General features: G+C 67.3%; 13 protein-coding genes and 1 tRNA gene. 7 read left to right on the forward strand and 7 right to left on the reverse strand.

Annotated elements, in window-relative coordinates:
* Positions 1-10 precede the first annotated feature (10 nt).
* From JOE48_RS22360 to JOE48_RS22370, 3 genes are all read right to left on the reverse strand, one after another.
* Positions 11-1,603, reverse strand: a complete 1,593-nt coding sequence (locus JOE48_RS22360; protein ID WP_210032979.1) for an ABC transporter substrate-binding protein — start codon at positions 1,601-1,603, stop codon at positions 11-13.
* Between the two features lie 160 nt (positions 1,604-1,763).
* A complete protein-coding gene (locus JOE48_RS22365) occupies positions 1,764-2,057 on the reverse strand; it encodes a DUF2218 domain-containing protein (RefSeq protein WP_192706816.1) in 294 nt (97 codons plus the stop codon).
* A gap of 256 nt (positions 2,058-2,313) precedes the next feature.
* Positions 2,314-3,774: an FAD-binding oxidoreductase gene (locus JOE48_RS22370; protein ID WP_210032980.1), complete on the reverse strand. Its 1,461-nt coding sequence runs from the start codon at positions 3,772-3,774 to the stop codon at positions 2,314-2,316.
* Between the two features lie 137 nt (positions 3,775-3,911).
* Between JOE48_RS22370 and JOE48_RS22375 the strand changes: the two genes are divergently transcribed.
* The 4 genes from JOE48_RS22375 to JOE48_RS22395 all read left to right on the forward strand — a co-directional run bounded on the left by JOE48_RS22375 (position 3,912) and on the right by JOE48_RS22395 (position 5,970).
* Positions 3,912-4,607 (forward strand): fumarylacetoacetate hydrolase family protein, encoded by a 696-nt coding sequence (locus tag JOE48_RS22375; protein WP_210032982.1) that lies wholly within the window; start codon positions 3,912-3,914, stop codon positions 4,605-4,607.
* Positions 4,608-4,612: 5 nt separating this feature from the next.
* Positions 4,613-5,077, forward strand: coding sequence for an NUDIX domain-containing protein (locus tag JOE48_RS22380; protein ID WP_210032983.1), 465 nt, complete (start codon positions 4,613-4,615; stop codon positions 5,075-5,077).
* A 107-nt stretch (positions 5,078-5,184) separates the two neighbouring features.
* Positions 5,185-5,259: transfer RNA gene (locus JOE48_RS22385), tRNA-Gly, on the forward strand.
* A 483-nt stretch (positions 5,260-5,742) separates the two neighbouring features.
* On the forward strand, positions 5,743-5,970 hold the full coding sequence (locus JOE48_RS22395; RefSeq protein WP_210035989.1) for a YARHG domain-containing protein: 228 nt from the start codon (positions 5,743-5,745) through the stop codon (positions 5,968-5,970).
* A 163-nt stretch (positions 5,971-6,133) separates the two neighbouring features.
* Here JOE48_RS22395 and JOE48_RS22400 read toward each other — a convergent pair whose 3' ends face one another.
* The 3 genes from JOE48_RS22400 to JOE48_RS22410 all read right to left on the reverse strand — a co-directional run bounded on the left by JOE48_RS22400 (position 6,134) and on the right by JOE48_RS22410 (position 10,353).
* Positions 6,134-7,804, reverse strand: coding sequence for an EAL domain-containing protein (locus JOE48_RS22400; RefSeq protein ID WP_210032984.1), 1,671 nt, complete (start codon positions 7,802-7,804; stop codon positions 6,134-6,136).
* Between the two features lie 2 nt (positions 7,805-7,806).
* Entirely contained in the window at positions 7,807-9,591 is a 1,785-nt protein-coding gene (locus JOE48_RS22405) for an ATP-binding protein (protein ID WP_409518608.1), read from the reverse strand.
* Between the two features lie 561 nt (positions 9,592-10,152).
* Positions 10,153-10,353 (reverse strand): hypothetical protein, encoded by a 201-nt coding sequence (locus tag JOE48_RS22410; RefSeq protein WP_210032986.1) that lies wholly within the window; start codon positions 10,351-10,353, stop codon positions 10,153-10,155.
* A 186-nt stretch (positions 10,354-10,539) separates the two neighbouring features.
* Here JOE48_RS22410 and JOE48_RS22415 point away from each other — a divergent pair, with 186 nt between their 5' ends.
* The 3 genes from JOE48_RS22415 (at position 10,540) to JOE48_RS22425 (ending at position 12,397) form a co-directional block, all read left to right on the forward strand.
* Positions 10,540-10,782, forward strand: coding sequence for a hypothetical protein (locus JOE48_RS22415; RefSeq protein ID WP_210035991.1), 243 nt, complete (start codon positions 10,540-10,542; stop codon positions 10,780-10,782).
* Positions 10,783-10,811: 29 nt separating this feature from the next.
* Positions 10,812-11,027: a hypothetical protein gene (locus tag JOE48_RS22420; protein WP_210032987.1), complete on the forward strand. Its 216-nt coding sequence runs from the start codon at positions 10,812-10,814 to the stop codon at positions 11,025-11,027.
* An 89-nt stretch (positions 11,028-11,116) separates the two neighbouring features.
* Positions 11,117-12,397: an O-acetylhomoserine aminocarboxypropyltransferase gene (locus tag JOE48_RS22425; protein WP_210032988.1), complete on the forward strand. Its 1,281-nt coding sequence runs from the start codon at positions 11,117-11,119 to the stop codon at positions 12,395-12,397.
* A 164-nt stretch (positions 12,398-12,561) separates the two neighbouring features.
* Here the strand turns inward: JOE48_RS22425 and JOE48_RS22430 are convergent, their stop codons facing one another.
* A complete protein-coding gene (locus JOE48_RS22430) occupies positions 12,562-14,349 on the reverse strand; it encodes an acyl-CoA dehydrogenase C-terminal domain-containing protein (RefSeq protein ID WP_210032989.1) in 1,788 nt (595 codons plus the stop codon).
* Positions 14,350-14,384: the final 35 nt, after the last annotated feature.

Genomic DNA, 14,384 nt, shown 5'->3' on the forward strand with positions numbered 1-14,384 from the left:
GCGCCGGCGATCAGGCCGACCGCCTCAGGTTCCAGAACAGCGGCAGGCCGGTGAGCATGCCCTCGAGGTCCCGCCGGTAGGCGGTGGGCTGGAAGTACTGGCCGCACGGGATGTAGGCGCCGATCTCAAGCACGCGCGCCTGGATCCGCGCTGCCACCGCCTTCTGCGATGCGAGATCTGGCGCCGCGAACCAGGCGCTGCGCAACTCTTCCAACGCGGTGTCGGTCTGCCAGCTCGGAACGCCGGCGCGACCGTTGCCGCGGATGACCAAGTGGTTGGCCGGTGACAGGTGGTCGAGGCCGCCGGAGAAGATCCCGAACATCGACCAGCCGCCCTGGTCGAGGGGCTTCGGGCTCAGGATGCGCTGGTTCACCGTGCCCCAATCGGTCGCGACGAGGTCGAGGTTCATCCCGAGCTTGCGGCAGAGATCGGCCATGACCTCGCAGATCGCGTTGATCCGCGGCACGTCCGTCCCGGACAGCAGGACGACCCGCTCGCCCTTGTATCCCGCCTCCGCCAGCGCGCGCTTCGCCGCCGACAGGTCGCGCGGGCCGCCGAGCGCCGCGAGGCCGGCTTCGGACGCCATCGGCCCGGCGGGCGTGAACACGCCCGCCGGGCCGCGTCGGATCGCGCCATCGCTGCCGGCAACCGCATCCATCATCTCGGCCTGATCGACAGCCGAAAGGAGGGCCCGGCAGATCGCCGGGTTGTCGAAGGGCGGCAGCGTGTGATTGAGGCGGATCTGCCCGATCAGCCCGGCCGTCTCCACCAGATCGACGCGCACCGCGCGCTGCCGCACCAAGTCGGGCACGAGGTCGACCAGAGGCTGCTCCCACCAGTCGATCTCGCCGGAGCGCAAGGCGCCGGCCGCGGTGGCGCCGTCGGGAATCGTGCGCCACTCGACGCGGTCGAAATGCGCAATCCGGGGCCCCGCCGTGAAGCTCGGCGTACCGCCCTCGCGGGGGCGGTACGCTTCGAAGCGCCGGTAGACGTTGAGCGATCCGGGCACCCGCTCGTCCGCGACGTAGCGATAGGGTCCGCTGCCGACCATCTCCGGGACCGCCTGCGTGGCCGGCGTCGTGCTCAGCCGCTCGGGCATGATGGCGGGAATGTAGGAGGTCGGCTTCGCCAGCGCGTCCGGCAGGAGCGGGAAGGGCTGCTTCAGACGGAACGTCACCACCGTGTCGGACGGTGCGGTCAGCTCGTTCACCGTCGCGAACAGCGCTCCCCCATAGGAATCGCGCACCGCCCAGCGCTTGAGGCTCGCAACCACGTCGCGGGCGAGCACCGGCGTGCCGTCGTGGAAGCGCAGGCCATCGCGCAGCGTGAGATCCCAGGTCAGGCCGTCGTCCGACACCCGATGTCCCGCGATCATCTGGGGCTGCGCGCGATATTGCGAATCCAGGCTGTAAAGCGTGTCGAACACCATCAGCGCATGGGTGCGCGTGACGTAGTTCGTGGTGATGATCGGGTCGAGCAGCGCGAGATCGGCGTAGGGGACGAATCTCAACGTGGTCGCGGAGGCTGCCTGGACCAGCGCCGGCCGGGCGAGCGTCCCGGCAACCAGGGCGCCGGCGCCCCGCAGCAGCGTGCGTCGCTTCATCGATCGGTCCCCGATGCGCCCGACGGAGGCGCGCGCGGTCCGACGTTTGCAAAGGCTACGCCATCAGCCAAGCGTTCCGGCGCCCGCAAACGCAAAAACCCGCCCGGCATGACACCGGGCGCGGACGGATCAGCCGATCAGACCGGCCGCGTTCAGGTCGTCAGGCGGCGCGGGACCAGCGGATATCGCCGAGGCTCTCGCGGAAGGCGAAGCGGGCGAGGTGGTCGGAGACCACGTTCTCCAACCGGGTCAGGTTGACCGGGTCGGCGCTGTCGATGCGCATTACCAGGGCGTCCGGCTCCGCATCGAACGTGCACACACGGTCCTCGCCGAACGGCACGGTGCCATGCTCGGGGGTCGCCTCGACCTTGAACTTGTGGCTCCAGTGCCGGCAGAGCTGCTGCAGGTAGCGGCTCGCTTCCGTGGTCTGCACGCGGGCCTGTGAGGTGGGCATTCCGTCGGTCTCCAGAAGATTGAGAGGCTGTCTGTCGTTGACGGGTCGTCGATCAATCTCGCATCTGCGAGATAGGTGGTGCCGGGAGCAAATGCCATGCCTGGCGCTGACGGACACGTCCCCGTCGTCTCCAATTGAAGGTCAGTCCGAAGCGTTAGCAGCCGCTTAACACCCCGTGTGTCCGCGGCAGAACGCGACGCTGCGTGACAGTCCTGCACCCGTCGAGGCGCCGAATTATGGCGCGCCGCACAATTTCTCAGGACTGCGCGGCGTCGTGTTCCTGGGCAGCGATGACCTTGCCGGGGTTGAGCAGGTTGTGCGGATCGAGGGCGGCCTTGAGCCGCCGCATCAGGTCGAGCCCGACCGGATCGCCGTAAAGCTCCAGCTCGTCGCGCTTGATCAGCCCGACGCCGTGCTCGGCCGCGATCGAGCCGCCGAGATCATGCACAATGTCGTGGACGATCCGGTTGAACCGGCCCCATTCGGCCAGGAACTCGGCCGACTCCATGTCGGTGGGCTGCGTCAGGTTGAAGTGGATGTTGCCGTCGCCGAAATGGCCGAACCCGCAGGGTCTCAGACCCGGCATCGCGGCGATGCAGGCGGCACTCGCGCGGTCGAGAAACGCCGGCAGGCGCGACAGCGGCACCGAGATGTCGTGCTTGATCGAGGCGCCCTCACGGGTCTGCGCCTCGGGCACGCCCTCGCGCAGGCGCCACAGGGCGTCGTTCTGCGCGCCGCTCGCCCCGATCGTGGCGTCGGCGATCAGGCCATCCTCGAGCGCCTGGCCCAATGCCGATTCCAGCTCGGCATGGATGTCCGCATCCGGACGCGCCGAGGCCGCCTCGATCAGCACGTAGGCGCCGTGGGCGCCGTCGAGCGGGCGTACGGTGCCCGGAACATGCCGCAGGACGATCTCCAGCGCGAAGGGCGGCAGGTATTCGAACGCCGTGAGGTCGCGGTCCATCCGCGCCCGCAGGGACACGAACAGGTCCAGGGCGGCCTGCGCCGAATTGAGCCCGACGAAGGCGACGCTGGTCGCGCGGGGTTTGGGGAAAAGCCTGAGGACCGCCGCCGTGACGATGCCCAGCGTTCCCTCGGAGCCGATGAACAGCTGCTTCAGGTCGTAGCCGGCATTGTCCTTGCGCAGGGCCTTGAGCCCGTTCCAGACCCGCCCGTCGGCCAGCACCACCTCCAGCCCGAGGACGAGATCCCGGGCGTTGCCGTAGGCCAGAACTGCGATCCCGCCCGCATTGGTGCTGATCCCGCCGCCGATCCGGGCCGAGCCGCGGGACGCGTAAGAGAGCGGGAAGAGCATGCCGGCCGAATCCGCCGCGTCCTGCACGTCCTGCAGGATCATCCCGGCCTCGACGGTGATTGTGGCGGACACCCGATCGACCGCGCGCAGGCGGGTCATCCGCTCGAGGGAGAGCACCACGCCACCGCCGGGCACGCCGCCGCCGGTCAGCCCGGTATTGCCGCCGAGCGGGACCACGGCGATGCCCGCCTGCGTGCAGGCCCGGACCGCGAAGGCGACCTCCTCGGTCCGCGCCGGCCGCAGCACCGCCAGCGCCGAGCCGGTGAACAGCCGCCGCGTCTCGACGAGGTAGGGCGCCAGGTCCCCGGGGTCGGTCAGGACATGCCGCGCGCCGAGCGCGTCACGCAGCGCTGCGAGCAGGGTGTCGTGGGAGCTATCTGGGGAGACCGCGATCGGAGCCATCGATAAAATTTTGTAGGCCAGGACGCCATCTTGGCAAGCGCCACTATGGCGCGCGGCGATGCGCACCTTACAACGATCCTCTAGGTCTTGGGCGGCTCAGCGCCCGGCCATCCGGACGATCCACCGCAGAGGCAGAGATGCTCTCCGTCATCCAGAACCCGCCCCGTATCGCCCTCCCGATCGCCGGCAGCAGCGATCTCTTCCCGGTCCGCCGCGTCTACTGCGTCGGGCGCAACTACGCCGCCCATGCCCGAGAGATGGGGGCCGATCCGGATCGCGAGCCGCCGTTCTTCTTTATGAAACCGGCTGACGCGCTGCAGGTCGTCGGCTCCGAGCCGGTCAAGCACATCTATCCACCGAAGACGCGCAACTACCATTTCGAGATCGAGATGGTGGCGGCGCTCGCGGGCGGCGGCAGCGACATCCCGGTGGAGAGCGCCCTCAATCACGTCTACGGCTACGCGGTCGGCCTCGACATGACCAGGCGCGACCTTCAGGACGAGGCCAAGAAGATGTCCCGGCCCTGGGATACCGGGAAGGCCGCGGACGGGTCGGGGCCGATCGGCGCGCTCCATCCGGCCTCGCTGATCGGACATCCGGCGCGCGGCGCGATCACCCTCACCGTGGATGGCGAGACGCGCCAGAAGGGCGACCTCGCCGACATGATCTGGTCGGTGGCCGAGCAGGTCGCGTACCTGTCGGGCTATTTCGAGCTGCAGCCGGGCGACCTGATCTTCACCGGGACCCCGTCGGGTGTCGGCCCCGTCGAGCGCGGCCAGCGCATGGTCGGTGCGGTCGAAGGCCTTGGCGAAATCGCCCTGGACGTCGTCTGACCGGCATGCTCCTCGATCGGCGCCTGCTGCGGCACCTGTTCCATCTCGGGGCGCTCGCCTCCCGCGGCATGACCCTGGGCGTGCGCGGGATCGCCATCGATCCGAACGGCCGGGTGGCGCTGGTTCGCCACACCTATGTCAGCGGCTGGCATCTGCCTGGCGGCGGCGTCGAGCGCGGCGAGACCGCGCTCGACGCGATGGTGCGTGAGTTCCGCGAGGAGGCGGAGATCGTCCCGGAGGGGCAGCCACGCCTGCACGGGCTCTACCGAAACGTCGTCGCCGCGCCGCGCGATCACGTCGCCCTGTTCGTCCTGCCGGCCTTCACGATGCTACGCCCCAAAGCGCCGGACCGGGAGATCGCCGCATGCGAATTCTTTCCGGTGGATGCCCTGCCCGACGGCACCACCCGCGGGACCCGCGCCCGCCTGCGCGAGATCCGCGAGGCGCTTCCGCCGGACCCGAACTGGTGAATCGTCACGGTTCGCGAAAGAGGCGCTTGCGTCGCCCGGCGGAATGGTGTTTAGAGAGCGCCGCCGGGGCCGCCGGCACGAAAGTCCGGGCGGCGCGGCACTAGTGAGCGGGTGTAGCTCAGGGGTAGAGCACAACCTTGCCAAGGTTGGGGTCGAGGGTTCGAATCCCTTCGCCCGCTCCAGTTTTCCCGACCAGACGAACGACTTGCAAGGCCGCATCTCTGCGGTCTTTGTCGTTTTTGGCCGTTCGTGGCAGCGTTTCCTTTTGCCAGCCGGATGGACCAATCAGATTTAACTGTCGCAAGATCGCGGGGCCTCGATCGGGGGCGTCCGGGGCCGTTATCGTGTCCAAAATCGCTGCGTGTCTCGCCGGAATCGTGCTCATCGCTTTCGGCCTCAGCGCCGTTCCGGCCTCGGCTCAGGTCCAGCAGGAAACCTACAGCTATCCCGTCGGCCTCGACCCCGACGGTGACAACTTCCTGGCCCTGCGCAGTTTGCCGAGCGGGACCGACGGTGTCCGCCTGGCGCGGCTCGGACCGGACACGCTGTTCGTCGAAATCGGGCGGCAGGGGGGCTGGGTAAACATTCGTCTGCCGTCTGGGCAGACCGGATGGGTGAGCGCTCGGTATGTCGGTTGCTGCCGAACTGCGGAGGCGGCGCCGGGCCTGCAGGGCGTCCGATCCGCAGGGTCGTCGTGTGACGACCTCTGGTACGAGCGCAACGCCACCTTCAAGGCGGCTGGCTACTGCTTCCGCTCGTCACGCGGCATCCGGACCTTCGGCAATGCCGGCTGCCAGTTCGACGACGAGGCCGATGTGCCGCTGTCGGCGCGTCAGCGGGAGCGTGTCGCGCAAATCCGAGGTACGGAGCGACGGCTGGGCTGTCAGCCGTAACGGCCTGGCTCACCGATCAGCGCATCCGCAGCCGCGGAAATCCGCATCGGAAGCGAATCCGAACGCCGATCGCGCAGATCGGACCGACGTCAGAGGCGGGATCACGCAGCTCCCGTGAGGGGCGCATGGGGCGCTCTCTGCGTCCGAACCTCCCGGCGGCCATCTAGGCCCGCCTCAGGAGGTTCGGAGACCGGAAATCCGAGTTCCGGCTGTGCGCAATCGTGGCTCGCGGCCCGACCGCCCGCTCTTCCGACAGGCGGATCTGATCGATCAGCATCGGCTTGGCGTAGTAGAAGCCCTGCGCGCAGCGGATCTGGGTCGCTCCCAGCAGGTAGGCGACCTCCTCGAAGGTCTCGACACCCTCGGCCACCACCGACATGCCCAGCGCCAGACCGAGGGACTCGATGGCCTTGAGGACGATCTGGCTGCGCGGCCGCTTGTCGATGTCGGTGATGAACGAACGGTCGATCTTCAATTCGTCCGCGGTGATCTCCGCGAGCGCCGCGAGCGACGAATAGCCGACCCCGAAATCATCGATGGAGACCCGCGCGCCGATGGCGCGGATCCGCGGCAGGACATCGCGCTGGAAGCGGCCCTTCGTGAAGAACGCCTCCTCGGTGAGTTCGAGCACGAAGCGCCGTGCCAGACCGGTCTCGCCGAGGGCGTCGCAGAAGGCCGCCATGAACGGGACGTCGCAGGCCTGCTTGGCGGCAATGTTGAGGCTTACCGACACGTCAGGCCCGAACACTTCGTCGATGTCGGGCATCGCCCGCACGGTCTCGGCCAGAACCTGGAGCGTGATCTCGTTGATCAGGCCCAATTCGATGGCGAGTTCGATGAAGTCGCCGGGAGCCTGGATCACGCCCAATTCGTCGCGCCAGCGCAGCAGCACCTCGACGCCGAGTACCGCGTGGGTGCGCATGTCGACCTTCGGCTGGTAGGCGCAGCAGAAGCAGCGGTCACGGATCGCCAGCCTGAGCCGCTGCTCGACCGCCATGCGGGCTGTGGCGGCGTGGCTCATCGTCTCCTCGAAGACGCTGACGCCGCCCTTCACGCCGCCCTTCACCCGGTACATGGCGTTGTCGGCTTGACGGCGCAGCACCTCGTAAGTGGTCCCGTGCTCCGGGAACAGGCTCAGCCCGATCGAGGCCGAAGCGAAGATCTCGTGACCGTCGATGAAGAACGGCTGCTTCAGGCGTTCGGAAATGCCCTGAACCGTCGCCAGGGTGTTGCTCCGATCGGAAATCGGGTTGATCAGCAGCACGAACTCGTCGCCGCCGATCCGCGCCAGCAAATCGCTGGGCCGCAATGCGCCGCGGACCCGGTCGGCGACCTTGCGCAGCAGCGCGTCGCCCGCATCGTGGCTGTAATAGTCGTTGATATGCTTGAAGTTATCGAGATCGATGAAGGCCAGGGCGAAGCGATCCGCCAGCCCAGATTCTCCTAGAAGTTCCTCGATGCTCTGCTCGAACATCGTGCGGTTGGGCAGCCCCGTCAGGGAATCGATGAATGCCCGCGCGATCAGTTCGCGCTGGATCCGGTGATGCTGCGTAACGTCGGCGATGGTGGTGAGTGTGAAGGCGTCCCGCTCAGCGTGTAGCGCCAGAGCCCGCACCTCGACCACGCGCTCGCCGATCTCCTCGACCACCATGCCCTCGGGCTGGCTGCAGGCCGCATCCGGCAGGTCGTGAATGGCTGTCGGCCCAAGGGCGCGCGCCGCGGCGTTGGCCAGCACGCAGAGGCCGCGCGCGTCGTGGACCACCACGCCGACAGGAAGCGTCTGAATCGCGGCTTCCAGCAAATTTTGCCGGTTACTGGACAGGGATTGGCTCACGCTCAGCCCTGCTGCCAAAGCGTCTTGGCAGACCGAAGACCGGCCTCCGCAGCGGCGTCGCTGCCATCGAGGGGGCGTCGGAGCAGGCGGCGATGCACCTGCTCGAGGGCGGCGCCGTGTCCGCCGTCGCTGCCCGCCTCGCGGCCGAGGCGCGACAGCGCTGTCTGGTCTGCCTCGAGCCCGCTCGTCTTGCTCATAGTCGCCCCGCGCCAGCGCTCCACGACGGCGCCCACGAAGGCCGCGCCGGCGATCGTCTCGCCGTCCTCAGGCGCACGTCCGCTCATGTCGTTGCGCGGCTGCCGCTCGGGTGGCAGGGAATGGAAGGTCATCCGCGCCGGCATCGGCACGCCTTCGCCGAAGGCAATGACCTCGCCGGTACCGAGAGATGGGACGAAGGTAAGCAGATTGACCGCGTCCGAGACGGCCGCCGCCAGGAAGGCCTGGTCGCGGTCGTTGGTCATCCGCATGGCGAACAGCGTGCTGCACTGGGACATGATCGTCGGATCCAGCTCGGCAGGGCGCTGCGTCACGAGGCCGAGATGGATGCCGTGCTTGCGGCCCTCGCGGGCGATCCGCGACAGCGCGCGACGCGTGGGGGTGAAACCGACCGAGCGGTCGGCCGAGGCGTAGCGGTGAGCCTCCTCGCACACGAACAGCAGCGGGATCGCGCCCTCGCTCCAGATTCCGAACTCGAAGGCGAGGCGACAGAGGACGCAGACGACCGCGTCGACCACCTCCATCGGCAGGCCTGCCAGCTGCATGATCGTCATCGGGCGCCCGTCCGGATCGAGCCGGAACAGATGCGCCAGGATCTCGCCCATCATGTCGCCGCCGACATTGGCGTTCTCGAACATGAAGGCGTAGCGCGGGTCGTTCCGGATCGCCTCGATCCGGGTCATCAGGCGGTGATAGTGCATCCGCGAGACGCGGTTCTCCAGACGCCCCATCCGCTCATCGATCAGCGCGATCAGGTCCTGCAGCATGTAGGGGACGGGCGTATCGACCGTGTAGCCGGCGCCCTTGCCGATGGAGCGCTTGACGATTTGTCGGTCGCTCGCCTCCTTGTATTGGGCGTACTTGCTCTTCGCGAGCGGGATCACTTCCGCGAGGATCTCAATCTCTTCGTCGACCGGCGAACGGCCGCCGTAGATCACGTCGGCGATCTCTTCCAGGTTGAACAGCCAGAACGGAAGCTTGAGGTTGCGTGGATTGATGACGCTGGCGCGGTCACCGAAGCAGGCGGCGTACTCGTTGTGGACGTCCAGCAGGAAGATGCGCACGCTCGGTCGTGCGCGCATCACCTGATCGAGGATGACCGCGACGCCGCTCGACTTGCCGACACCGGTCGTGCCCAGCACCGCGAAATGCTTCGTGAGCAGGTCCTCGACCTTGATGCAGGCCGGGATATCCGGATCCTGATACAGCGCGCCGACAGCAGCCGTGTCGGAAGCCGTAGCCTGATAGACCACGCGCAGGTCTGCGGGAGGTAGCAGATCGACCGAGTCGCCGATGGCCGGATAGGCGGCGACACCCCGGCGGAAGCGATGCGCTCCCTCCTCGATCACGATCTCGCCGAGGAGGTCGAGACTGGCATAGGCACCGGGCTGGCGCCCATGGTCACTGCCCGATGACAGGGTCGTGATGATGCCGACGAGAACGGCGTTTCCGGCGTGGATCCGGACGAAGTTGCCGACGGTCACGCGCACGTCCGGACGGCCATGCTGGCCGGCGAGGGCGAGGTGAACCTTGGATCCGTCGATGGACGTCACCGAACCCGTTCGAGCCATGGGCGCCCCATCCCGGACCATCCTGTCGGCGCTCAGCATCACTCAATCCTCGGCCGCTTCTCGGAAGTCTGCCGAGACTGCACGAGCGATATTAAAGATCCAACAAAGATGTGGTTGAGAAGGCAGAATGATTAATCGTTACCTACTCTGATCATCGAGTGGTGTGGTTTACAATCCCGCCTGTATCAAGAGTTGCACCGCAGCGTACGCAAACGTTGCGACACGCGATGGTTCCTCGCCCATACGCTGACGATGCCGCGTCCGGCTTCTCCGATCCTGCGGATTTTGGCGGCGGCCTTGGCCCTCCGGTCGGTGGTCAGGTGCGGATCGCGTCCGGACCTGCATCGCACGCGCGCCGCCCGCTTGGTCGGCGATCCAAGGCCACCCAGAAGCCGGGACATCGGTCTCGCCTGCAACCCAGAGCATCGTCCCGGGTGCGGGTCCTCGTGACCCGCACCGCGAATCGAAGCGCCGAATGCGTGTTCGCGCTCCCTTCAGGACGGGGCCACGTTTGGTCACCCAGGTGGCACCTGTCGGGTCGCGATGCAGTGAAGGCTGCCGCTAGCCGCCGCGCGTCTCATCGAAATGCTCGCGCATCCAGCACTCACCGGAGATGCGCGCGCCGTTGGATGTCACGAACGCATAGGGCGAGTGCTCAACGACCGCGCCGCTGCGAGCGCGGATGATCCAGCGGTAACACCGGGGATCATCCAGGCAGGGGACGATCTCGATGGAGTGGGTGCGGGCAGATTCGATCGGCATGCTGGATCAACGTTCAGGAACCGCATTCCGCTCCAATCGCAATGGTCGGACAGTTACTGAGACGTGGCTCTGCACACATGGGACCTGGTCCGGTATCGCTGCCCGGAACCATCGGGTGTTCCGTCCCGTTCGGGCGGGACGGGAGTGATGGGGTTCGACATCAAGACCGAGCGACAAGGACGCGGCATGCCAATCAAGGCCATCAACGAGCGGAAGAAGCTGTCGAGCGACTTCAATGAAGCCAACGACGCCTTCATTGATGAGGTGCTGAATGCGCTCCAATCCGGCCGGATCCCCTTGGATCTCGCGCGTGCCTATCTCGCGCATCCCGTCGCGATGATGCACACCGATGGTGCTCAAGCGGTAGCCAACTATTTTGAACGGATGCTGTCACAGCGACCGAATATCGATTGGGCGCCGGGCGGCTAAATGGGCACCGACGCGGTGAAGGAGTGCAGATGACGGCCGAGGAGATCGAGGATTTGAACCGGGCCCGTGCGGCGCTGGCGCGGCAGCGGAACGCCATCGCGCGGCGGCTAAGTGGCCTCGACGTGGCGCCGATCTCGATGGCCGAGGATCTGACTCGGACGCTCCTCGCCATCGAGGCCGTGGACCGCGCCCTGGTGGATGCCGGACAACCCCACGTCGACATCGGATACGCGCCTGATCCGTAGCGGTCTCGGCCCGGCGTCGCGCGAGGCTCGACCTTGCGCCACGCTCCCGCGCAGGCGTACAGGCTCAGGTATTCCGAGGAGACTCGACGATGACCGACCGCCTGCCCGGCTTCAACACGCTGGCGATCCATGCGGGCGCCGCACCCGATGCCGCCACGGGCGCGCGGGCGACGCCGATCTACCAGACCACGAGTTTCGTGTTCGACGACGTCGATCACGCCGCCTCGCTGTTCGGGCTCCAAGCTTTCGGCAACATTTACACGCGGATCACCAATCCGACGAACGCCGTGCTGGAGGAGCGCATCGCGGCGCTCGAAGGCGGGACGGCCGCCCTGGCGGTCGCCTCCGGGCACGCCGCCGAGTTCCTGACCATGCACGCCCTGATGCAGCCGGGCGACGAGTTCGTCGCTTCGAACAAGCTCTACGGCGGCTCGATCAACCAGTTCAATCACTCGTACAAGAACTTCGGCTGGTCGGTGGCCTGGGCCGAGAACGACGATCCGGCCTCCTTCGAGGCGGCGATCACCCCGCGCACGAAAGCGATCTTCTGCGAATCGATCGCGAATCCCGGCGGCGTCATCACCGACATTGCGGCACTGTCGCAGATCGCCAAGAGGCACAACATCCCGCTCGTCGTCGACAACACCATGGCGACGCCGTACCTGATCCGGCCCTTCGAACACGGTGCCGATATCGTCGTGCATTCAGCGACGAAGTTCCTCGGCGGCCACGGCAACTCGATCGGCGGCCTGATCGTCGACGGCGGCTCGTTCCAGTGGGCGGGCGATGCGCGCTACCCGATGATGAGCCAGCCGCGGCCGGAATATTCCGGCATGGTGCTGGCCGAGACCTTCGGCAATTTCGGATTCGCGATCGCCTGCCGGGTCCTGGGCCTGCGCGATCTCGGACCGGCGCTGTCGCCGTTCAACGCCTTCCTGATCCTGACCGGGATCGAGACGCTTCCGCTGCGCATGCAGCGTCATTCCGACAACGCGCTGACGGTGGCGAAGCACCTGTCGACGCATCCGGCGGTTTCGTGGGTCAGCTATCCCGGGCTGGAGAGCGACCGCTACCACCAGCTGGCCCGGCGCTACACGCCGAACGGGGCAGGGGCGGTCTTCACCTTCGGGCTGAAGGGCGGCTATGAGGCCGGCGTCAGGCTCGTCTCGAATCTGCAGCTGTTCTCGCATCTCGCCAATATCGGCGACACCCGCTCGCTGATCATCCACCCGGCCTCAACCACCCACCGCCAGCTGACCGACGCGCAGAAAACCGCCGCGGGAGCCGGGCCGGACGTGGTCCGGCTGTCGATCGGCCTGGAGGATCCGGCGGACCTGATCGAGGATCTCGACGGCGCTTTGGGCGGCTGATCCGGAGCGTCTTCACGCGCGCAGCGAAGCGACCCGAGGCACCGCGAGGGTAGAAACCGTGGCGCTGACGAGATTGCTTCGCGGCCGATCGCAAAGGCGGCGGCCGGTCTCAAGACCGGAACGAGAGCCGGCCGCGGTACGGAATGGTGCGGTCGGCGAGACGCTCAGAATGCGTCCGCCTCCAGCGCCATGGTGCTCTCGGCTCCGGTCTTGATCCGCGTCAGGCGCAGGCTGGTCTCCGGCAGCATCCGCTCCATGAAGAACCGGCCGCCGGCAAGCTTGGATTCCCAGCGCGGGGCCGGCGCCTCGGCCTGCTTGGCCAGCGCCGCCTTGGCAATCCGCGCCCACATGTAACCCAGGGCCACAAGGCCGAAGAGGTGCATGAAGTCGGCGGCGCCCGCTCCGGCATTGTCGGGCTTCGCAAACGCGTTCTGCATCAGCCACATCACGGCGCCCTGCAGGTCATTCACGCCCGCCTGGAGTGGCTTGACGAACGGCGCCATGGCCGGGTCCTCGCCGTGATCTTTCAGGAAGGTCTGGACCTCGCCCAGGAAGGCCATCATCGCCCGGCCGCCGTCCTTCGGCAGCTTGCGGCCGATCAGATCCATGGCCTGGATGCCGTTGGCGCCTTCGTAGATCATGGCGATGCGGGCATCGCGCACGAACTGCGACATGCCCCATTCCTCGATATAGCCGTGGCCGCCGAGGAGCTGCTGCGCCTCCACCGCGTTGGCGAACCCCCGGTCGGTGAGTACACCCTTCACCACCGGCGTGAGCAGGCCGAGATGATCGTCGGCCGCCTGCCGCTCCTTGGCATCCTCGGAGCGGTGCAGGATGTCGGCCTGGAGCGCGGTCCAGAGCATCAGGGCGCGCGCTGCCTCGTTGAAGGCGCGGATCTGCATCAGCGTGCGGCGCACGTCCGGGTGGACGATGATCGGGTCGGCGGCCTTCTCGGGGGCCTTGGCGCCGGTCAAAGCCCGGCCCTGGAGGCGGTCTTTCGCGTAGGCAGCGGCGTTCTGGTAGGCGACCTCGGATTGCCCAAGCCCCTGGACACCCACGGCAAGCCGCGCCTCGTTCATCATCACGAACATGGCGTTGAGGCCGCGATTCTCCTGGCCGACCAGCCAGCCGGTCGCCCCGTCGTAGTTCATGACGCAGGTGGCATTCCCGTGGATGCCCATCTTGTGCTCCAGGGAGCCGCAGGACACGCCGTTGCGCGCGCCGAGCGAACCGTCCGCATTCACCAAGAACTTGGGCACGACGAAGAGCGAGATTCCCTTTGTCCCGGCGGGCGCTCCTTCGATCCGGGCGATGACCAAGTGCACGATGTTCTCGGCCAGGTCGTGCTCCCCGGCCGAGATGAAGATCTTGGTGCCGGTGAGGCTGTAGGAGCCGTCGCCGTTCGGCACCGCCTTGGTCTTCAGCAGACCGAGATCCGTACCGCAATGCGGCTCGGTGAGGTTCATGGTGCCGGTCCAGGCACCCTCGACCATCTTGGGCAGGTAGAGCGCCTTCTGCGCCTCCGTGCCGTGCACAAGCAGCGCGGCCATCGCCCCCTGGGTCAGGCCGGGATACATCCCGAAGGCGAGATTGGCTCCGGAGGCGAACTCCTGGATCGCGGTGTTGAGCGTGTGCGGCAATCCCTGACCGCCATAGGCCTCGGGAACCGAGAGGCCCATCCAGCCGCCCTGCGCGTAGGTATCGTAGGCCGCCTTGAAGCCGGTCGGCGTCCGGACGGTGCCGTCGGCCTCCCGGCGGCAGCCCTCGACATCGCCCGTCCGGTTCAGCGGCGCCAGCACCTCCTCCGCCAGCTTGGCACCCTCGCGCAGGACCGCCTCGACGACGTCCGGTGAGGCGTCGGCGAACCCGGCCAGGTTGTCGCGCGCATGGAAACCCAGGACGTCCGTAAGCAGGAAGAGCGTGTCTTCGACCGGTGCGCGATACTGCGGCATCTCTGGATTCCCCCGGTTGTGCGTGGATCTGTTGT

The sequence above is a fragment of the Methylobacterium sp. PvR107 genome, from assembly GCF_017833295.1.
Taxonomy (GTDB): Bacteria; Pseudomonadota; Alphaproteobacteria; order Rhizobiales; family Beijerinckiaceae; genus Methylobacterium.